Consider the following 17,606-nt stretch of genomic DNA (forward strand, 5'->3'; position numbering starts at 1 on the left):
TATAAATAGTTATATGAAAATTGCAATTTTAGGAAGTGGAGGAAGAGAGCACGCTCTTACCTTTTCAATTTCTAAATCAACAAAAGTTGAAAAAATTTATTGTATACCAGGTAACGCTGGAACATCTGAGTTAGCTGAAAATGTTTCTTTAAATATAAATGATTTTAAAACAATTTATGATTTCTTAAAAAAAAATAATGTTAATTTTGTAGTTGTAGGTCCTGAGGATCCGCTTGTAAATGGGATAGTAGATTATCTCGAAAAATTAAATATAAAAGTTTTTGGACCAAATAAAGTTGCATCACAATTAGAGGGTTCAAAAATTTTTACAAAAAAAATTTGTAAAAAATACAATATACCAACCGCAGAGTTTGGTATTTTTGAAAATGCTGAAGACTCTTATAAATATATTGATAAAGCAAAACACCCACTAGTAATTAAAGCAGATAATTTAGCAGCTGGAAAAGGTGTATATATTTGTAAAGAAAAAGCAGAATCTTATTTAGCAGTAAAAGAAATATTTGATGGTAAATTTGGGACTGCAAAAAATATTCTCTTTGAGGAATTTTTAGAGGGTGAGGAAATGAGTTACTTCATAATTAGCGATGGAAAAACATTTAAATATTTTGGATCAGCTCAAGATCATAAAAGAGTTGGAGAAGGTGATACAGGTAAAAATACTGGTGGTATGGGCGCATACTCTCCATCAAGACTATTTAGTGAAGAATTGGAGCAAAAAATATTAAAAAAAATTATTAAACCAACTTTAAAAGGTATTAATGATTTGGGAACAAAATATAAAGGATTTCTATACGCTGGATTAATGATTGTAAAAGACGAACCATTTTTAATTGAATACAATGTAAGAATGGGTGATCCAGAATGCCAAACTATACTGCCAACTTTAGAAACTGATATCGTAAAAATTTTTGAATCATGTATTGATGAAAAGTTAAGTGAAATAGAAATAAAATGGATAAATAAAAATAGCTTATGTGTTGTATTATGCTCAAATGGCTATCCTGAAAAGTATGAAAAAAATCTAATTATAAATAATCTTGAGAAATTAAATTTAGATAAAAATAATTATTTATTCCATGCAGGAACAGAAAAGCGGGATGATAAAATTTATGCAGTTGGTGGTAGAGTATTGAACTTTGTCTGTCTTTCAGAAATTTACAGTAAAGCAAAAATAAATATCCAAGAAAACTTAAAAAAATTAAATTGGGAAAAAGGTTTTTATAGAAAAGATATTGGATACAAAGTTATTGATAAATGAGAATTATTGGCGGTGATTTTAGAGGTAAAAAAATTTTAGAGCCTAAAGATAAAGAAACAAGACCTTTAAAAGATTTAACAAAAGAGTCTATTTTTAATATTATTAATCATTCAAATAAATTTTCGATAAATCTTGAAAAATCTAATGTCTTAGATTTATTTTCTGGAACAGGATCTTTTGGAATAGAATGTTTATCTAGAAAAGCAATACATGTAAGTTTTGTAGAAAATTATGAAGAAATATTACCAATTTTAAAAAAAAATTTATCAAATCTCAAATCAATCAGTAACTACAATATTATTGAAAAAGATATAATAAATGATTTTTATTTTTTAGAGAAAAAAGAAAAGTTTGATATTATTTTTTTAGATCCTCCCTATAAAGAAAAAAAAGTAGCTAATATTTTAAGTAATCTTTTTAAATTTGAAATTCTTAAACCTGATGGAGTAATAATTATTCATAGACATAAAAAAGATGATGAAGAGTTTCCTGAAAAATTTAAAATTATTGAAGAAAAAAAATATGGAATTTCTAAAATAATATTTGGAAATTTTATTTAAGTTAAAATTTTCCTAGTCTGAGTTTTTATTAACTCCACAGCTGGTTGATCATAAGGATTTATATTTAGACACTTCCCAATTAATATTGTTTCTAGCATAAAAAAACAAAAAAGTTCTCCTAAAGTTTTTTCATCTCTTTTATTTATTTCAAAAGTTCTAAAAGGGATTTTTTTTTTTTTAAACACATTCTCTGTTGCTTTCATTTGAGCATACATAATTTGGTTAATATTTTTATTTTTTAAATATTTATAATCTGATAAGATTGTTTTATTGTTTATTTTGATAGAATTTTTTTCTTTCACAAAAAAAAACGTAAAAAAATTATTTTGAAACCCATCTAAATATAACTGCATTACACTATGATTATCTTTTGGCATATTTGATACTATCGGCAATATACCTGATTTATTTTTACCCAAACTTTCTGCAACTAACTGTTGATACCAATTGAAAAGATTGGTCGAAGACTCATCATAATTGATTATTACGGAATTAAATTTTTTATTTTTTAGAAAAAAAATTATATTTGAAACATTAATAATTAATGCATCCATAAATTTTTTATTTTTTATAAGTGTATTTAATTGCCTAAAATTTTCTGGTTTAAAACCCATTAATTCAGATGGTAACATTCCAACTTCAGATAATACAGAGTATCTTCCTCCAATATAATTATTGTGATCAATAATTTCGCATTTTAGTTTGTTACCAAGTTGTCTCAAATAACTATTTTTATTTTCTGTAATAAAGAGATTTTTATCTTTTTTTTTTTTTAAAGTATTGAAGTTTACAATGGTCTCAATTGTATTTCCTGATTTAGATACAACCAAATTATTACAAGATTTATTAAATAATAATTTATGTTTTGGTTGTAAATTATCAATAAAAGAAAATTTTTTTTTAATTTTTTTTTTTAAAAAATCATATATTGCTTGAGCACCCAGAGTTGAACCACCCATACCAATAATTCTATATTCAAGAGTTTTATCCAATGATTTTAATTTTTTTTTATTAAAACTATCTTTGTAAGTTTTTCTTAAAGATTGAATGACTTGATTATTTTCGTTTAAGATTGATTTTAATTTTAAATCAATTTTTTTTTCTTTTTTTTTAATCTTAAAATTAAGAAAATTAATACCTTTTGATAACATTAATTTTTATTAATTTGATTTAATATTGAAATTTCCAAATTATTTTCTGAAGGATTTTCTTTTTTTGACGAGTTTTGTTCATTATTTTCCGAACTCAAAATTAAATTTTGTATGTCATCCACTTCCTCTACCTCTTCAATTTTTTGACTTTTTGGAATTGGCAATTCATCAAAATTTGGAGGCATTGAAAGAGGGGCTTTTTTTTCAACCAAAAATTCCTCTGATCCATTTTTTCTTTGAGGATCAAATGCTTCTTTTACAGTGGAGCATCCACTTATTGTAAATAAAACTAATGTTAAAAATAATAACAATTTATTCATTTTGGTTTTTTTTATTATTATCAGTTAATTCTAATATTATCATACCGGCTACCCCTAAAGTAATAAATATATCCGATACATTAAAAATAAACCAATGAAAATTTGCTACGTGAAAATCTATAAAGTCTAAAACTGCATTAAATTGTATACGATCATGAAAGTTTCCAAGTGCACCTCCTATTATAATTAATAATAATAGTTTTTTAAAACCTTGATTGTTCAAAGCCATTATTACTAATACTAAAATTATAATTCCAATTGATGCAGTTAATAAATGATATAATTTTCCTTCTTCAAGTGAAAATATTCCAAAAGATATACCGCTATTCCATAGAGGTGTAATATTTAGGTATTTAGAAACAAATAATTCATTTTCAAAATTATTCTTACTTAAGTGAAGTATATAAATTTTTGATATCCTGTCTAAAAGATAAATAAACAAAACAACAAAGAATTTTAATAAAAAGTTTTTTAAATTATTTCTTACTTCCATTAATTACTTTTAGGACAAATTGCTCTCTCACAACCTGTATCATTTATTTTCCAACAAATTGAGCATTTGTCTCCAATAGCTTTAAAAGTTTTCACTTGAATCTCTGGATTATCACTAAAATAAACTTCGGCTTTTGAAGTAATACACAGTTCTGAAAAATTAATATTCTCAACTAATTTTTTATATTTATTGTTTAATTGAATTTTTAAATGAGCTTCTAAACTTGATCCAATTTCCTTGTTAGCTCGTTTCTCCTCAATGCTAATATTGCATATATCTCTTATATTTATCAGCTCTTTCCATTTATTATTTAATTCTTCATTATTAAATTCTTCTGGAAAATCTAAAAACTTTTCAAGATGGATGCTTTTATTTTCTTTAGATAGTAATCTATAAATTTCCTCAGTGGTAAAAGATAAAATAGGCGCGAACCATTTTAAAAGTGAATTTAAAATAATATTTAAAACAAGACTTGTCGCTTTTCTTTTTTCCGAATTTAGGCTATCACAATATAAAGTATCTTTTCTTATATCGAAATAAAATGAAGATAGGTCTACTGTACAAAAATTTAATAACTCTTTGTACAAGTTGTGAAAATCATAATTTTTAAAATATCTTTTAAAATTAGAATTCAAAGTATAAATTTTATGTAACATTATATGTTCTAATTCAGGAAGATTTTTAATATTTACTTTTTTAAAATCAACAACTTCAAAGTTATCATTCAGGTTTCCCAATAAATACCTAAATGTATTTCTAATTTTTCTATAAGAATCTGCGTGCTGATCTAAAATTGAATAATCAATTCTTAAATCTTCAGAATAATTTGAAGAGGCTACCCATATCCTCAATATATCTGCTCCATATTTTTTTAAAATATCCTCAGGAGCAATCACATTTCCTAATGATTTAGACATTTTTAAACCTTTTCCATCTACAACAAAACCATGGGATAAAATGGAGTCAAAAGGAGCTCTACCTCTAGTTCCACACGATTCTAATAATGAGGAATGAAACCAACCTCTATGCTGATCTGAACCTTCTAAATACATTGATGCTGGCCATTTAAGATCGCTTCTTTTCTCTAATACAAATGAATGAGTTGAGCCACTATCAAACCAAACCTCAACAATGTCACTTAATTTATCATAATCTTGGGCATTGTACTTATCACCTAAAAATCTTTGCGGATCATCTGAAAACCAGCAGTCAGATCCCTCCTTTTCATAAATTGTTGCAATATTTTCATTAACCTCATCATCAACTAAAATTTCTTTTGTTTTTTTATTAACAAAAATAGGTAGAGGGACTCCCCATACCCTTTGTCTAGAAACACACCAATCAGGTCTTGTTTCGATCATAGATTTTAATCTTTCTTTTCCCTTGCTTGGATAAAATGTTGTATCATCTATAGCTTTTAAAGCTTTGTCTCTTAATTTGTGACTTTCCATAGAAATAAACCACTGAGGTGTTGCTCTATGAACTAATGGTGCTTTTGATCTCCAAGAATGAGGATAAGAATGAACTAGTTCACCATTTGATAATAAATTTTTTTGCTCTTTAAGTTTTTCAATTACTATTGAATTAGCTTTAAAAATATGAATGCCTTCAAATAATTTTACATTATTTGTATATTTTCCGTCACCATCAACTGTCTCTATTGCTTTTATTCCGTTATTCAAACATAAATTAAAATCATCAGGCCCATGACTTGGTGCACAATGAACTATTCCTGTACCCTGCTCTGTCGTCACAAATCTTGCTTCTAACATTGGGATTTCAGCTTCATAACCTAAGTTTAAAAAAGGATGGTTACAAATAGTGTCTTTAAACTCTTTTCCTTTAAACTTTTTAATCTCTTTATAATTTTTAATGCCACATTCTTTTATGACTGACTCAAGTAAAGCTTTTGCAACAACTATTTTTCTGTTTTGAAAATCTCCCTCATCATTAACTTCCAGTAATACATATTCTAATGCCTGGTTATAAGCTAATGCTTTATTAGCAGGAATTGTCCATGGTGTAGTTGTCCAAATTATAATTTCACTTTTTTCTAATTCTTTAATTTTAGACGACCTAACTGAAAAGGATGTGTATATAGTATCTGACTTATGGTCTTGATATTCTACTTCTGCATCAGCTAGAGCAGTTTTTTCAACAGTTGACCATAAAACTGGTTTATATCCTCTGTATAAACTTCCTTCTTTAAGAAATTTGCCAAGTTCTCTTACTATTTGAGCCTCTGCATCAAAACTCATTGTTGAATAGTAATTTTCCCAATCACCAACTACACCCAATCTTTTGAATTGACCTTTGTGAACTTCAATCCATTTTTCAGCAAAAGATCTACACTCTTTTCTAAACTCAACTATAGGGACATCATTTTTATTTTTTTTATTTTTTTTATACTCCTCTTCTATTTTCCATTCGATCGGCAAACCATGACAATCCCATCCAGGTACATAAATTGAGTCTTTGCCATCCATTTGATGAAATTTTACAATTATGTCTTTTAAAATTTTATTTAATGCTGTCCCCATATGAATATTGCCGTTTGCATATGGAGGGCCATCATGTAAGACAAATTTTTCTTTACCTTTGCTTGACTTTCTTAATTCATCATAAAGGTTTATTTTTTGCCAATAATTTAAAATTTCTGGTTCTCTAGTTGGCAGGTTCGCCTTCATTGAGAAAGCTGTTTTGGGCAGATTTATTTCAGATTTACTCATTTAGTTTTTTTTGCAATATTTAAATCAGATTTAATTTGTCTTCTAAGTTGATCAACATTCTTAAATTTTTTTTCTTTTCTAATAAACTTTAAAAACTGCACTGATAAAAGCTTATTATAAAGATTTCCAGAAAAATTAAACAAATGTACCTCAAGTAAGATTTTTTTTTGATTAAATGTGGGTCTATAGCCAAGATTTGCTATACCACTCAATTTTTTTTGATTTTTTTTCCTTAGTACTCTTACTGCATAAACTCCTGGCTGTGCTAAGACATAATCTTTAATATCTATGTTACATGTCGGAAAACCAATTTTTTTTCCAACTTGTCTGCCCTTTTGAACTATTCCATCAATAGTCCACTCTCTTCCTAAAAATTTATTAGCTCTACTTAAATTACCTTTTTCTAGAAAGTTTCTTATTATCGTTGAAGATACTATTATTTTACTTTTTAAAAGTGGCTTTGGTTTAATAACTTTATAATTATAATTTTTTTCATTTTGTATAAGTAATTTAACATCACCTTCTCTTTTATTTCCAAATCTAAAATTATTACTTACAAATATAAACTTGCAATTGAGTTTTTTATATAAAATTTCTTTTATAAATTTAATTGATTTTAATTTAGAAAAATTTTTATCAAATTTTTTTGTAATTATAAAATCTACTTTTAATTCTTTAAGTAATTCTAATTTTTGATTTACAGACGAAATTTTAAAATTCTTCAATGAATTGTTAAAATACATTTTAGGCATTGGATCAAAATTAATCACACCAATTTTTGAGTTATATTTTTTTTTATATGATAGAGCTAATTTAAATAATTTTTGATGTCCTAAATGAAGACCATCAAAATTTCCAATTAATATAATTGAATTTTTGTGGTGATTATTAATATTGAAATTTTTATATAACTTTACCATTTTAATTCTGTTTGAGTAAAATTAACGATAGCTTCATACTCTTTTGAAACTTCATTAACTCCTTTATTTTGTATCTCTTCCTTATGAATTCCATTACAAACCAACAAGGAATGGTAATTTAATAAGTTAGCACCCTTTATATCTGTATTTAAATTATCACCAATTGCCAAAACTTTCTTACCAATATTTTCTATAGACTGATTATAAACCTCAGCATGAGGTTTGCCAAAATAAATTACTTCTCCACCCATTTTTTCAAAAACCATAGCAACTGAGCCTGCGCACAATTCTCTAATATTTCCTCGATCAACAATCAAATCAGGGTTGGTACAAATCATTTTTTTTGTTGTGTGATTTTCAAGTAGGTTTTTGTAATAACTTAAATCATCCTTATGGTCATCGAACAAACCTGTGCAAAGTAAATATTCACTTTCATTTAACTCAGTTGATTTATTGTTTTTAAATTCATTGAATAAATCAAAATCTCTTGGAGGACCTATATGAAAAAAATAATTAGATTTGAAAGATGTTTTTAAAAAATTTAGAGCTGCCTCTCCTGAGGTAAAAACATGCTTTGTCAAATCTTCACTCATGCCCATTTTTTCTAAAAATTTATTAACTGTAACGTTTGGTCTAGGAGCATTAGTTAAAAGAACAAAACTTTTATTTTTTTTCTTTAGTTCATTTAGAGTTGCTATTGCTGAGTTATGTAATTTGACACCATTATGAATGACCCCCCATAAATCTATGTAAAAAAGGTCATAATTATCAGCAATTGACTGAAGGCCATCTAAGTCTAAATTTTTAGTCATTATTTTACCTATAAACCATAATATTTAGATTTTCCTAGCATAATTACTCTTAAAAAATTCTCTGATCTTGAAATAGGCTACGAAATATCTATATGAGGGTCATAATTATATAGAATTATAAAGGAGATTTATGAAGTTTAAACCGTTACATGACAGAGTTTTAATCGAAGTTTTAGACAGCAGTGAAAAAACTGCTGGTGGAATCATTATACCAGATACAGCTCAAGAAAAACCTCAAGAAGGAAAAGTTGTTGCTGTTGGTGGTGGAGCTAAAACAGAAGATGGAAAAATATTACCAATGGATGTCAAAGTTGGAGACAAAGTTTTATTTGGCAAATGGTCAGGGACTGAAGTCAAAATAGATGGAAAAGAATATAGCATAATGAAAGAGTCTGACATTATGGGTATTTCAAGTAAGTAATTTAATTTAAAGGAGAAAACAAAATGGCAAAAGTTGTTAAATTTGATGCTGAAGCAAGAGCAGCTATGATTAGAGGAGTAAATATCTTAGCTGATACTGTTAAAGTAACTTTGGGTCCTAAAGGAAGAAACGTAGTAATGGATAAATCTTATGGTGCACCTAGAATTACTAAAGATGGTGTTTCTGTTGCTAAAGAAATTGATCTTGAAGATAAGTTTGAAAACATGGGTGCGCAGATGGTTAAAGAAGTTGCTAGCAAAACAAACGATGAAGCTGGTGATGGTACAACTACTGCAACTATTCTTGCACAAGCAATTGTTAGAGAAGGTGTAAAATACGTAACTGCTGGCATGAATCCTATGGATGTAAAAAGAGGAATTGATGCGGCGGTTGAAGTTGTAAAAGAAAACTTAGTAGCATCTGCTAAAAAAGTAAAAGACAGTGATGAAATTGCACAAGTTGGAACTATTTCTGCAAACGGTGATAAAGAAATCGGGACAATGATTGCAAAAGCAATGCAAAAAGTTGGAAACGAAGGTGTTATCACAGTTGAAGAAAATAAAGGAATTGAAACTGAACTAGACGTTGTTGAAGGTATGCAATTCGATAGAGGATATTTATCTCCTTACTTTATTACTAACAGTGATAAAATGACGACTGAGTTAGAAAACCCTTTCATTCTTTTACATGAAAAAAAATTAACAAACCTCCAACCAATGGTTCCTCTATTAGAAGCTGTTGTTCAAGCTGGAAGACCATTAATGATTATTTCTGAAGATGTTGAAGGAGAAGCTTTAGCAACTTTAGTAGTAAACAAGTTAAGAGGTGGGCTAAAAGTAGTTGCTGTAAAAGCACCTGGTTTTGGTGATAGAAGAAAAGCAATGCTTGAAGATATTGCTATCTTAACTGGAGGTCAGGTTATTTCTGAAGATTTAGGAATTAAGCTTGAGAATGTTAAACTTGATGACCTAGGTTCATGTAAGAAAGTTAAAGTAGATAAAGATAATAGCACAATAGTTAATGGAAGTGGTAAAAAATCTGATATCGAAGGTAGATGTGCTTCAATTAAACAACAAATTGACGAAACAACTTCTGACTATGACAGAGAGAAACTTCAAGAAAGACTTGCAAAACTAGCTGGTGGAGTTGCTGTAATCAAAGTAGGTGGTGCAACTGAAGTTGAAGTTAAAGAAAGAAAAGATAGAGTTGAAGATGCTTTGAATGCAACAAGAGCCGCAGTTGAAGAAGGCATTGTAACTGGTGGTGGTTGTGCATTACTTTATGCTGCTCAAGACCTTGGTAAGGTTAAAGCAAAAGGCGATGATCAAAAAGCAGGTGTAGAACTTGTTAGAAAAGCACTTGAAGCTCCAATCCGACAAATTACTAAGAATGCTGGTGTAGATGGTTCAGTGGTTGTTGGCAAATTGTTAGAGCAAAATAAAAAAACACATGGATATGATGCACAAAGCGAAGAATATTGCGATATGTTCGCTAAAGGTATTATAGATCCTGTTAAAGTTGTAAGAACTGCTCTACAAGATGCTGCTTCAATATCTGGATTATTAGTAACTACAGAAGCGATGATTGCTGACAAACCCGAGGAAAAAGATGCTGCTGGTGGTGGAATGCCTGGTGGTATGCCTGGTGGTATGGGTGGCATGGGAGGAATGGGTGGAATGGGAATGTAAGTTCAAAAACCCAACCCAAAAATTTAATAAACCCCCGAAAATAAACACTTCGGGGGTTTTTTTTTGTTTCATCATTTCAATGAAGTTTCAATGAAGTTTCAATGAAGTCATCTTTTAAGAAATTCCCGCTTTTTACCCCTAAACGATACACACTACTTATTTTTGATTTACCCCTATTCTACTCGTCTTAAAATTCGTTTCACAAATAGAACATTTCTAGTCTATACCCTCAATTTCTAGTCTTAATTTACTCTGGAATTGATTTTCAAGTTTCGCTACAATTATTTAATGGAAAATGAAGTAGTTGAAAATCAAATCAATGAAGAACCAGATGTTAAGATTTCAGATAGTGTAACTGACGCATTAGTCTTTTCAGTTACTTACTCCAATTACATTAAGAATATCAAAAACGATAAAGAAAACAAAACTCAAGGTCATTGGAATATACATTCAGATAATTTTTCTAAAATAAAATACGCTTACGCTTATCTCAAAGGTTCAATGAAAATGATTGTTAAAAAATTTCATATTGAGAAATTTGAATATGCGAAAAAAGAAAAAGGTTACGATAAAGATTGGAAAGTATGTTTTATATTCTCTAAATCTGAAGATGTGTTTTTTGAATATCCTTACGATACAGTAGTTCAAGGTCATCAATATAGAAGTAGTCAAACAATGGACAACTCACCTAGATTGGAACAAGGTGATATTGAAGTTAGATTAAAACAATCAGAAAATACACCAGATACAGATTATTCAACAAAAGTCACTAAAACAGGAGAAAAGAAATCTGGTAGAAAAAGAAAAGGTCATATTCTATCACCACGAGATAAACTTGTTTCTGTTTATACCGAGAAATTCAAACATAAGAAGTTTAGTGATTTTACTAAATTACAAGAACTAGAGAAACAAGTTGAAGAAGGACAAGAACCAGAAACAGTATTAACTAATTACTTCAATTCCTTAGATAATTAACAAATACGCAGATAAAATAATTTCATTTTTTTCCAATGCGTAGATACGCAGTTGTATAAATACTTTTACATACTTTGTAATAGTTTATTTGAAATACCATTTTATATCGTAAGGTGAGTGGTTCTTAAATAAACATTTATCGGTAGAAAAGAATCCACGATTTGAGAAATTACAAACAGGTATTTCTCTATGAAATAGTATTTCATAACTTTTATACCATTACAAAGGTTATAACCAATTAACTACAACAATGTGAGTTGAAGTAGATACGATTAACTATGTCTAAACAAAAGATAGAAACAAAACACAAGAGAGTAAGAAGTAACAAACAAGAACAACTATATCAGGAACTCATTAAAGACCAGAGTAAGATATGTAAAGATTTTATGATTAACTTAAACACAGATACTAACTTAACTATTCATACATTGAAAAAGAAGTTCAGATTATTGAACGCCATTGTTAATCGTAAATTATGTAAAAACTTTATTAAGTGTCCTGAAAAGAGAGTTGGTTTCTATGGTTTCTTTGAGAGAGAATTAAACAATAACCATATAAACTTGTTAGTTCAAGTTCCAAAAGAATATGATGTATTGAATGTATTAACTCTAATCGTTCAAGGGTGGAAGAAGTTAGGATTTAGACCTTGGTATCAAGTATCAAACGATAAAAACGCTGTTGTTAGTTATCAAATTAAACAATTTACAAGTCAGGAAAGTGAAAACTTTTTAATCAGTTAAGGAGAGAGAAAATGGGATGGATGAGAATGAGTGATGAGCATTTGTCGGAAACTTTACAAGTTTGTAAATGGACAATTGAAAATACTGAACCTTTACACTCACAACACATAAGGTCAAAAAAGTTAATAAGAAGAATTATGAAATTTATAAAACAAACAGGTCGGGACAAATCTGTAAATGAAAGAATTAAAGAAAGTAACAATAGAGCGGTTTTGTTTAACGACTAATCAAAATGAAAAGGAATAAATATAAGTATGATGAACCCAAAGATAAAAGAACTCATAAGAAAAATAGAAACAGAAAAGAACACTTTGACGAGATTGTCCTTGTTAGAAGAATTAGATGTTTTCGTAACAAAGTTTCGTAAAGAAGAAGAACTTAAATTTAAGAGAGAGAGAAAAATATGACATTAGTTCCAATGAATGTAGAACAATTGAGAAGACAAGCGATTAAAAATTCTCAATTGAAAGAAGAACAACAAAAAAATTATCAAGCGAAATTAGACCAAATGTCTAAACATAATGTCGGTGGTATATATGACATAAGAGCGATTAAGAAATCAAATCAGTTCAAAGAACAAAAAGTTTATTTTGATACAGAAAAAGTAAATGCGGAATTTGAAGATATGATGACTTACAATAGATTGATTACTAAAAAACAAAATTTTTTAGACCATCTAAAATCATTAGGTCATTCAACAACTGACGCACATTCAATGAGATTATGGACAAGAATAGTTGATGAAATCATTGGCGATGTAAAACTCGCATACGATATTAAAGATAGAGATTAAAAAATTTAATTAGTTTGAAGTGAAAATAAAACTAGAGGAAATCTCCAAATGATAAACATAAACGAAAATAGATATAACAATATTGTTTCAGATAAAACAAAGGTGACTTTTACAATTGATAAAAATTTGATGAATACTTTTAGACAAGTCGCAGATAAAGATATGAGGAAGTATTCTCAAATAATTGAAGGTAGTATCAAACGATACATTAGTTCTAAATTATAAATAGTAATAACTTTCATTCAAACTGATTAAAACTTCGGTAGTAGATTCCCTGTATTTCATTATCTACTACCGAATGTTAATTACAAATACCAGAAGTATTTAACTAACTTTACAATTAGATAAATTATTCCGAGAAATATTATGATTAAAAATGAATATAAAAAAAAACCTTCAAAAAAACTAGGTAAAGTATATTCAAAAAAATCATTAATCTTTCCAAACAAATTAGAGAAGAATTTTAATATTCTTTGATTATTAAATTTTATGTCAATTACAACTACACAAATTAAAAATAGTTGAGATAATAAAATAATAACACTAGGTGTTGTTGGACTTTGAAATTGTAAAAAAATAACTCCTAAATACAAAATAGAACAAAGTGAAGTTCCAATAAGATATTGTTTTTTTCTACTCTTTTTGTATTCAGAATAAAATCCAACTGACATTCCTAACATACCAAAAATCATTAGATTAAAAAATACATATATTAAAAATGTTCCTAACATTAGTTTTCAATTAACTCACAAGATAATTCAAAATAATCACTTATAGTTTTAACGGTTCTTCCTGGTCTATAATCTAATGTTAATTCTTTAGAGATTTTTTTAAATGTTATTCTTCTGTCTAATTTTTGATTAACTAGAAGTTCAGCGTAAATAGTTTTTTCATTTTCATTCGTAATAGGATACTTGATTGCGTATTTTTCTTCCTCATCAAAATTTATAATAATAAAGTCATTATTAATTCCAATAAATGTTGGACCAGACAAATCTTTATAATAACATTTATAAACTTTGGTTTTATTAAACAACTTATCAATTATTTCTAGTGACCAAGAATTGTTAGTAAAAATAAAGAATAATAAAATTATTAAAGATATTTTTTTCATTATAACTTTTTACAATTTTGATATTTGGTTACTCTTTTTTTATTAAATTGTTTTGTTGCGACACTTTCTTCTGCTTCAAGAGTTAATTGTTTTGTATCTGTATTCAAAAGAATATGAACTGTATCAACAATCATTAATCTACCATTCTCATAAAAAATACCGCCATCAATCAAATCATATGATTTCATCTTCCAAGCGTAATAATTATCTCCAATCACCAAATCAAATCCATCATCAGTTTTAATATCTTGGTAGACTTTTTTATTTTTTATATCAAAAATATATAAAAATTTTTTACCATTTGAAGTTTCGCTACAAACATATTTTTCTTCTTTTTTGTGAAATAATGACCAAGAATTAGAAAAAGTCACAACAAAGAATAATGTTATAAAAAACAACAATCTCATCAGTGTAATTGTCTATCAAAAACTTTAAGAGTTAGATAAGTATTGTAGTCATCTCTATCTAAAGACACATCTATTTCATCTTCAGGATCTACTTCAGGACTTTGAAGTATAGTATGGACATAATTATCTACTTCTGCGTCTGTTACATAAAAATCAAAAGTTTTTTTATATACTTTCATTAAAATCTAGTTTTAAAATTTTCACAGGTATAAAAATACTCCTCATTATAAGACCCTATTCCAGTTGGTAATGAATTATATATAATTTGTAATCTTCCAGATACTCTATTGAGTTCAACATAAAAAGTGTAATTATTTTTTTTTGTTTTACTCCAGGTTATTTTTTCTGGTTGAAAAGTAAAATTTGTACTAAAGAAACCTTGATAGTATGGCGCAGATTTAATTCTTTCTTTTTCAAAATCTATTACGAGATATTCGTCTTCTTTATCTCCTTTACCAAATTCAAAAGTCTTTGTTCCATTTTCTGTAAATTCATTTCTTTCACCCAATACAAATAAACAACGCAAAGTTTTTTCTTCTGAATAAGAAATATTTGATATTAAAAAACTAATAAAAATGATTAAAAAAAAATTTTTCAACATTTTAAATTTTACCAGATTTTCTCTTAAATGAGAAAATACCTTTATCTAAATAATTTAAGTAAAATTTATTAAGAAATAGATAAAATTTAGAGAAAATATAAAGACCAACGATTACACAAAAAACAATGTAGAAATACTGTAAATATAGAGGTGTCATAAATGAAGATTTTAGATAACCACCAAAATATCCAAAACTATAAAATAAAACTCCAATTACAACTAAATTTAAAAATAAAACGATAAAATTTAAAACTAAAGAAGTAATAAAATTTCTTTTATTATTTAAACAATCTTTAACTCTAAAAGAAAGTGCGCCAAAAAAAAATAAACAGATAAGAATTAAACCACCTTTATCAAAAAAGAAATCTAACATTATTAACATTAACAGTTAATATTCTCTTTTCCAATAACTCTAATTCTAGTTTTCTTAATAGTTTTTCTATTATCTCGTAGATTAAATATTTAATTTCTTTTTCAATTACAGATTTTTGACATTCAGAACTACACTCCATCATAATGTGTAAAAGTGTAGTTCTGTAATATTCGTTTGATTTACTAAAAGCGTTAGTAGTAAAACTAATTAGAAACAAAAATATAATTGTTTTAATTAGTTTCATTTTTGTCCTTTTTCTTTGTTTCTTCTTCTTGTTTTTTGTATTTCGCTATCGTTTTTGGATAATCATAAAAATCTAAATCAGAAATACTGTCTGATAATTTTTTAATAATTTCTCTTTCGTGTTTGTTCTGACAGAATTCACAATAGAGTTTTCCAACTGGATAAAGTGTATTCAACTCAATCTCAAATTTTGATAATTGAGTAGAACATTCCGAACAAAGATAATCCATTACGCTACTCCTTGTTCCGACATTTCTCTTTGAATTATTTTGTGTGTCCAAGACAAAGGAAATTTCTTACGAGTTGATTTAGAAATTACGTCCGAAATTGTTCTGTAACTTTTACCTTGTTTTCTCATAAACAACATTTGACGGATAACTTCTTGTTCTTTTTCAACAGGAACAAAGAAACCATTTTCATCTTTGTCATAACCAAATGTCATTTTTCCACCTGCGAACTTGTTTTCACTTCTCATTCTTTCTCTATAACTTTTCATTTTTTGAGAAGTTTGTTCTGCGTGAAACTGTGCGAAACAAGACAACATAGTTAGAAAGACATTCCCTATCGCATCTGAACCAGTTACTTCACAATTCAAATCTACGAAATGAAGTTTAACTTTCTTTCTTTTAAGTTTTTGAATTAACTGAAGTAAAGAAAGTGTATTTCTTCCACATCTGTCTAAATGACTACAAATGATATTGTCATTCTGTTTGACCTTTTTTAGTAGTTCAAAACCTTGTTCTCGTCTTTCAAAAGGTATTGTTCCACTACATTGTTCTTTGACAATTTCATCTACATTTAAGGACTTCAAATTGGCGTAAAGTGTAGATTTTTTGATTTGGGTTTCAATTGAACTACCCTTCTCAAATGCGTTTATATCACTATTTCTACAATAAATGTATGTTTTACTCATTTTTATTTCTCCTTTCTAAATTGAGTTCTGAAAGAGAACGCTAACAGGATCGGATGGGGTATCAAGGGAATTACCACGACAATTAAGGAATTCTCTTAATTGTCTTCTCAAAAACTTGAATTTTTGACATATTGGGATAGATTTTTTCTATGGGAGTAAAAGAACAAATATCATTAGTTCATAAAGAAACTGTATTAGATAAACAGATACAGATTTATCGTCTTCATTATACTTACTTGAGAATTTGTCTTAAATACAAAGATGAATTTAAGGTAGATAAGTCAAAATATAGTGGTTGGAATTTAGATTTTATTGAAAAACAAAAAGAAGTAACAACTTCATTTAATATTTGGTGGAGTAAAATAGGTAGAGATTTGTTCTCAAAAAAGACTTTTGACCCAAAAGTCATCAAATCAAACAATATTAAACACTTACCTAATTCATTGACTATTCAAATATCTAAAACTTCACCAATTGAATACAACCTTCAAAAGATTAGAGAAATTCTTGGTAAAGAAAAAGAAAAAAAGAAAGAAGTAGATACTCAAAGAAATCATTATGTAAAACTTCAAATCTATTTAGAAACTTGGAAACTTCATAGAGAAGAAGAATTAACTTTAAGAGAAACTAGAAGAAGATTAGTCGCAAGAAGAAAACAAATATTAAAACGATTAGGTAAAAGAAGTGCGATGGATAAATTCACAACACAAGATTTTCTAAAATTTGATCCTAAAATTGAAGGAGACATAAATTTAGATAAAAATTATAAGACTAATAAATGGACTACACAAAGATTTGGTAAAAAATTCTCAAGTGTAAAAAGTTTAGAAAGACAAATTACAAGATACAGAACAAACGCAAAAAGAATTCTTCAGAATGTTTGTAATGGAGAATTTCCAGGTCAATATTCATCTTAATTTCCGACTGGAAATATTTTTTATAGGACAGATAAGGTCTTAACTCTATCTGTCTCCTCAATTCACTCTTTTTATAGTTTATACTTAAGGTATATGATGAGAAAAGTAAGTAACAAATCTGTTGTTGTTTTAATTCATAGTGTAGTCCTTAATGTTA

The 17,606-nt window shown here is 27.5% G+C and carries 26 protein-coding genes; 11 read left to right on the forward strand and 15 right to left on the reverse strand.

Annotated features, from left to right (window positions below):
* The first annotated feature begins 13 nt into the window (after window positions 1-13).
* Together purD and rsmD are read left to right on the forward strand one after the other, a co-directional pair.
* Window positions 14-1,279, forward strand: coding sequence for a phosphoribosylamine--glycine ligase (purD, locus tag ACQY31_RS03800; RefSeq protein WP_428081012.1), 1,266 nt, complete (start codon window positions 14-16; stop codon window positions 1,277-1,279).
* Entirely contained in the window at window positions 1,276-1,839 is a 564-nt protein-coding gene (gene rsmD / locus ACQY31_RS03805) for a 16S rRNA (guanine(966)-N(2))-methyltransferase RsmD (protein ID WP_428081014.1), read from the forward strand. The genes purD and rsmD overlap by 4 nt, the downstream gene beginning before the upstream one ends.
* Here rsmD and ACQY31_RS03810 read toward each other — a convergent pair.
* From ACQY31_RS03810 to ACQY31_RS03835, 6 genes are read right to left on the reverse strand one after another with little or no spacing between them, the layout of a single operon-like run.
* Entirely contained in the window at window positions 1,836-2,990 is a 1,155-nt protein-coding gene (locus ACQY31_RS03810; protein WP_428081016.1) for a glucose-6-phosphate isomerase, read from the reverse strand. The two genes, rsmD and ACQY31_RS03810, sit on opposite strands and share 4 nt — an antisense overlap.
* Window positions 2,990-3,310 carry a DUF3035 domain-containing protein gene (locus tag ACQY31_RS03815; protein WP_428081017.1) on the reverse strand — a complete coding sequence of 107 codons (321 nt, stop codon included), beginning with the start codon at window positions 3,308-3,310 and terminating at the stop codon, window positions 2,990-2,992. Before ACQY31_RS03815 ends, ACQY31_RS03810 begins: the two co-directional genes overlap by 1 nt.
* Entirely contained in the window at window positions 3,303-3,803 is a 501-nt protein-coding gene (gene lspA / locus ACQY31_RS03820) for a signal peptidase II (RefSeq protein WP_428081019.1), read from the reverse strand. The genes ACQY31_RS03815 and lspA overlap by 8 nt, the downstream gene beginning before the upstream one ends.
* Window positions 3,803-6,532, reverse strand: a complete 2,730-nt coding sequence (gene ileS, locus ACQY31_RS03825; protein ID WP_428081021.1) for an isoleucine--tRNA ligase — start codon at window positions 6,530-6,532, stop codon at window positions 3,803-3,805. Before ileS ends, lspA begins: the two co-directional genes overlap by 1 nt.
* Window positions 6,529-7,452, reverse strand: a complete 924-nt coding sequence (locus tag ACQY31_RS03830; protein WP_428081023.1) for a bifunctional riboflavin kinase/FAD synthetase — start codon at window positions 7,450-7,452, stop codon at window positions 6,529-6,531. The genes ileS and ACQY31_RS03830 overlap by 4 nt, the downstream gene beginning before the upstream one ends.
* Window positions 7,446-8,264, reverse strand: coding sequence for a TIGR01459 family HAD-type hydrolase (locus ACQY31_RS03835; RefSeq protein WP_428081025.1), 819 nt, complete (start codon window positions 8,262-8,264; stop codon window positions 7,446-7,448). The genes ACQY31_RS03830 and ACQY31_RS03835 overlap by 7 nt, the downstream gene beginning before the upstream one ends.
* 130 nt (window positions 8,265-8,394) lie before the next feature.
* Here ACQY31_RS03835 and groES point away from each other — a divergent pair, with 130 nt between their 5' ends.
* The 8 genes from groES (at window position 8,395) to ACQY31_RS03875 (ending at window position 13,106) form a co-directional block, all read left to right on the forward strand.
* Window positions 8,395-8,685 (forward strand): co-chaperone GroES, encoded by a 291-nt coding sequence (gene groES, locus ACQY31_RS03840; RefSeq protein ID WP_428081027.1) that lies wholly within the window; start codon window positions 8,395-8,397, stop codon window positions 8,683-8,685.
* Between the two features lie 23 nt (window positions 8,686-8,708).
* The gene (gene groL, locus ACQY31_RS03845) at window positions 8,709-10,373 is read left to right on the forward strand and encodes a chaperonin GroEL (RefSeq protein WP_428081029.1); all 1,665 of its coding nucleotides are present in this window, start codon (window positions 8,709-8,711) and stop codon (window positions 10,371-10,373) included.
* Between the two features lie 288 nt (window positions 10,374-10,661).
* Window positions 10,662-11,348 (forward strand): hypothetical protein, encoded by a 687-nt coding sequence (locus tag ACQY31_RS03850; RefSeq protein ID WP_428081031.1) that lies wholly within the window; start codon window positions 10,662-10,664, stop codon window positions 11,346-11,348.
* Window positions 11,349-11,734: 386 nt separating this feature from the next.
* Entirely contained in the window at window positions 11,735-12,088 is a 354-nt protein-coding gene (locus ACQY31_RS03855) for a hypothetical protein (RefSeq protein WP_428081033.1), read from the forward strand.
* Window positions 12,089-12,114: 26 nt separating this feature from the next.
* Window positions 12,115-12,315 carry a hypothetical protein gene (locus tag ACQY31_RS03860; protein WP_428081035.1) on the forward strand — a complete coding sequence of 67 codons (201 nt, stop codon included), beginning with the start codon at window positions 12,115-12,117 and terminating at the stop codon, window positions 12,313-12,315.
* A 27-nt stretch (window positions 12,316-12,342) separates the two neighbouring features.
* Window positions 12,343-12,495 carry a hypothetical protein gene (locus ACQY31_RS03865; protein ID WP_428081037.1) on the forward strand — a complete coding sequence of 51 codons (153 nt, stop codon included), beginning with the start codon at window positions 12,343-12,345 and terminating at the stop codon, window positions 12,493-12,495.
* Entirely contained in the window at window positions 12,492-12,881 is a 390-nt protein-coding gene (locus ACQY31_RS03870) for a hypothetical protein (protein WP_428081039.1), read from the forward strand. The genes ACQY31_RS03865 and ACQY31_RS03870 overlap by 4 nt, the downstream gene beginning before the upstream one ends.
* A 48-nt stretch (window positions 12,882-12,929) precedes the next feature.
* A complete protein-coding gene (locus tag ACQY31_RS03875) occupies window positions 12,930-13,106 on the forward strand; it encodes a hypothetical protein (protein ID WP_428081041.1) in 177 nt (58 codons plus the stop codon).
* 80 nt (window positions 13,107-13,186) lie between these two features.
* On the opposite strand, the gene ACQY31_RS03880 is transcribed toward ACQY31_RS03875, so the two are convergent.
* From ACQY31_RS03880 to ACQY31_RS03920, 9 genes are read right to left on the reverse strand one after another with little or no spacing between them, the layout of a single operon-like run.
* Window positions 13,187-13,612 (reverse strand): hypothetical protein, encoded by a 426-nt coding sequence (locus tag ACQY31_RS03880; RefSeq protein ID WP_428081043.1) that lies wholly within the window; start codon window positions 13,610-13,612, stop codon window positions 13,187-13,189.
* Entirely contained in the window at window positions 13,612-13,995 is a 384-nt protein-coding gene (locus tag ACQY31_RS03885; RefSeq protein ID WP_428081045.1) for a hypothetical protein, read from the reverse strand. Before ACQY31_RS03885 ends, ACQY31_RS03880 begins: the two co-directional genes overlap by 1 nt.
* On the reverse strand, window positions 13,995-14,402 hold the full coding sequence (locus ACQY31_RS03890) for a hypothetical protein (RefSeq protein ID WP_428081047.1): 408 nt from the start codon (window positions 14,400-14,402) through the stop codon (window positions 13,995-13,997). Before ACQY31_RS03890 ends, ACQY31_RS03885 begins: the two co-directional genes overlap by 1 nt.
* Window positions 14,402-14,581 carry a hypothetical protein gene (locus ACQY31_RS03895; RefSeq protein WP_428081049.1) on the reverse strand — a complete coding sequence of 60 codons (180 nt, stop codon included), beginning with the start codon at window positions 14,579-14,581 and terminating at the stop codon, window positions 14,402-14,404. Before ACQY31_RS03895 ends, ACQY31_RS03890 begins: the two co-directional genes overlap by 1 nt.
* Window positions 14,581-15,003: a hypothetical protein gene (locus tag ACQY31_RS03900; protein ID WP_428081051.1), complete on the reverse strand. Its 423-nt coding sequence runs from the start codon at window positions 15,001-15,003 to the stop codon at window positions 14,581-14,583. The genes ACQY31_RS03895 and ACQY31_RS03900 overlap by 1 nt, the downstream gene beginning before the upstream one ends.
* Window position 15,004: 1 nt before the next feature.
* The gene (locus ACQY31_RS03905) at window positions 15,005-15,376 is read right to left on the reverse strand and encodes a hypothetical protein (protein WP_428081053.1); all 372 of its coding nucleotides are present in this window, start codon (window positions 15,374-15,376) and stop codon (window positions 15,005-15,007) included.
* Complete coding sequence (locus tag ACQY31_RS03910; protein ID WP_428081054.1) at window positions 15,357-15,620, reverse strand: hypothetical protein; 264 nt, start codon at window positions 15,618-15,620, stop codon at window positions 15,357-15,359. The genes ACQY31_RS03905 and ACQY31_RS03910 overlap by 20 nt, the downstream gene beginning before the upstream one ends.
* Entirely contained in the window at window positions 15,607-15,849 is a 243-nt protein-coding gene (locus ACQY31_RS03915; protein ID WP_428081056.1) for a hypothetical protein, read from the reverse strand. Before ACQY31_RS03915 ends, ACQY31_RS03910 begins: the two co-directional genes overlap by 14 nt.
* Window positions 15,849-16,532, reverse strand: a complete 684-nt coding sequence (locus tag ACQY31_RS03920) for a recombinase family protein (protein ID WP_428081058.1) — start codon at window positions 16,530-16,532, stop codon at window positions 15,849-15,851. Before ACQY31_RS03920 ends, ACQY31_RS03915 begins: the two co-directional genes overlap by 1 nt.
* Before the next feature lie 149 nt (window positions 16,533-16,681).
* Between ACQY31_RS03920 and ACQY31_RS03925 the strand changes: the two genes are divergently transcribed.
* Window positions 16,682-17,449 (forward strand): hypothetical protein, encoded by a 768-nt coding sequence (locus tag ACQY31_RS03925; protein WP_428081060.1) that lies wholly within the window; start codon window positions 16,682-16,684, stop codon window positions 17,447-17,449.
* The last annotated feature ends 157 nt before the right edge of the window (window positions 17,450-17,606 follow it).

Source organism: Candidatus Pelagibacter sp. (assembly GCF_965262185.1).
In the GTDB taxonomy this organism is placed as follows: Bacteria; Pseudomonadota; Alphaproteobacteria; order Pelagibacterales; family Pelagibacteraceae; genus Pelagibacter.

Coding starts and splice junctions, on each gene's coding strand:
- ACQY31_RS03905 (WP_428081053.1), bottom strand. CDS start 15,376: ATGTTAGATTTCTTTTTTGATAAAGGTGGTTTAATTCTTATCTGTTTA.
- ACQY31_RS03915 (WP_428081056.1), bottom strand. CDS start 15,849: ATGGATTATCTTTGTTCGGAATGTTCTACTCAATTATCAAAATTTGAG.
- ACQY31_RS03855 (WP_428081033.1), top strand. CDS start 11,735: ATGATTAACTTAAACACAGATACTAACTTAACTATTCATACATTGAAA.
- ACQY31_RS03875 (WP_428081041.1), top strand. CDS start 12,930: ATGATAAACATAAACGAAAATAGATATAACAATATTGTTTCAGATAAA.
- ACQY31_RS03885 (WP_428081045.1), bottom strand. CDS start 13,995: ATGAAAAAAATATCTTTAATAATTTTATTATTCTTTATTTTTACTAAC.
- ACQY31_RS03880 (WP_428081043.1), bottom strand. CDS start 13,612: ATGTTAGGAACATTTTTAATATATGTATTTTTTAATCTAATGATTTTT.
- rsmD (WP_428081014.1), top strand. CDS start 1,276: ATGAGAATTATTGGCGGTGATTTTAGAGGTAAAAAAATTTTAGAGCCT.
- groES (WP_428081027.1), top strand. CDS start 8,395: ATGAAGTTTAAACCGTTACATGACAGAGTTTTAATCGAAGTTTTAGAC.
- ACQY31_RS03865 (WP_428081037.1), top strand. CDS start 12,343: ATGATGAACCCAAAGATAAAAGAACTCATAAGAAAAATAGAAACAGAA.
- lspA (WP_428081019.1), bottom strand. CDS start 3,803: ATGGAAGTAAGAAATAATTTAAAAAACTTTTTATTAAAATTCTTTGTT.
- ACQY31_RS03830 (WP_428081023.1), bottom strand. CDS start 7,452: ATGGTAAAGTTATATAAAAATTTCAATATTAATAATCACCACAAAAAT.
- ACQY31_RS03920 (WP_428081058.1), bottom strand. CDS start 16,532: ATGAGTAAAACATACATTTATTGTAGAAATAGTGATATAAACGCATTT.
- ACQY31_RS03860 (WP_428081035.1), top strand. CDS start 12,115: ATGAGTGATGAGCATTTGTCGGAAACTTTACAAGTTTGTAAATGGACA.
- ileS (WP_428081021.1), bottom strand. CDS start 6,532: ATGAGTAAATCTGAAATAAATCTGCCCAAAACAGCTTTCTCAATGAAG.
- ACQY31_RS03815 (WP_428081017.1), bottom strand. CDS start 3,310: ATGAATAAATTGTTATTATTTTTAACATTAGTTTTATTTACAATAAGT.
- ACQY31_RS03925 (WP_428081060.1), top strand. CDS start 16,682: ATGGGAGTAAAAGAACAAATATCATTAGTTCATAAAGAAACTGTATTA.
- groL (WP_428081029.1), top strand. CDS start 8,709: ATGGCAAAAGTTGTTAAATTTGATGCTGAAGCAAGAGCAGCTATGATT.
- ACQY31_RS03835 (WP_428081025.1), bottom strand. CDS start 8,264: ATGACTAAAAATTTAGACTTAGATGGCCTTCAGTCAATTGCTGATAAT.
- ACQY31_RS03900 (WP_428081051.1), bottom strand. CDS start 15,003: ATGTTGAAAAATTTTTTTTTAATCATTTTTATTAGTTTTTTAATATCA.
- ACQY31_RS03850 (WP_428081031.1), top strand. CDS start 10,662: ATGGAAAATGAAGTAGTTGAAAATCAAATCAATGAAGAACCAGATGTT.
- ACQY31_RS03810 (WP_428081016.1), bottom strand. CDS start 2,990: ATGTTATCAAAAGGTATTAATTTTCTTAATTTTAAGATTAAAAAAAAA.
- ACQY31_RS03870 (WP_428081039.1), top strand. CDS start 12,492: ATGACATTAGTTCCAATGAATGTAGAACAATTGAGAAGACAAGCGATT.
- ACQY31_RS03910 (WP_428081054.1), bottom strand. CDS start 15,620: ATGAAACTAATTAAAACAATTATATTTTTGTTTCTAATTAGTTTTACT.
- ACQY31_RS03895 (WP_428081049.1), bottom strand. CDS start 14,581: ATGAAAGTATATAAAAAAACTTTTGATTTTTATGTAACAGACGCAGAA.
- ACQY31_RS03890 (WP_428081047.1), bottom strand. CDS start 14,402: ATGAGATTGTTGTTTTTTATAACATTATTCTTTGTTGTGACTTTTTCT.
- purD (WP_428081012.1), top strand. CDS start 14: ATGAAAATTGCAATTTTAGGAAGTGGAGGAAGAGAGCACGCTCTTACC.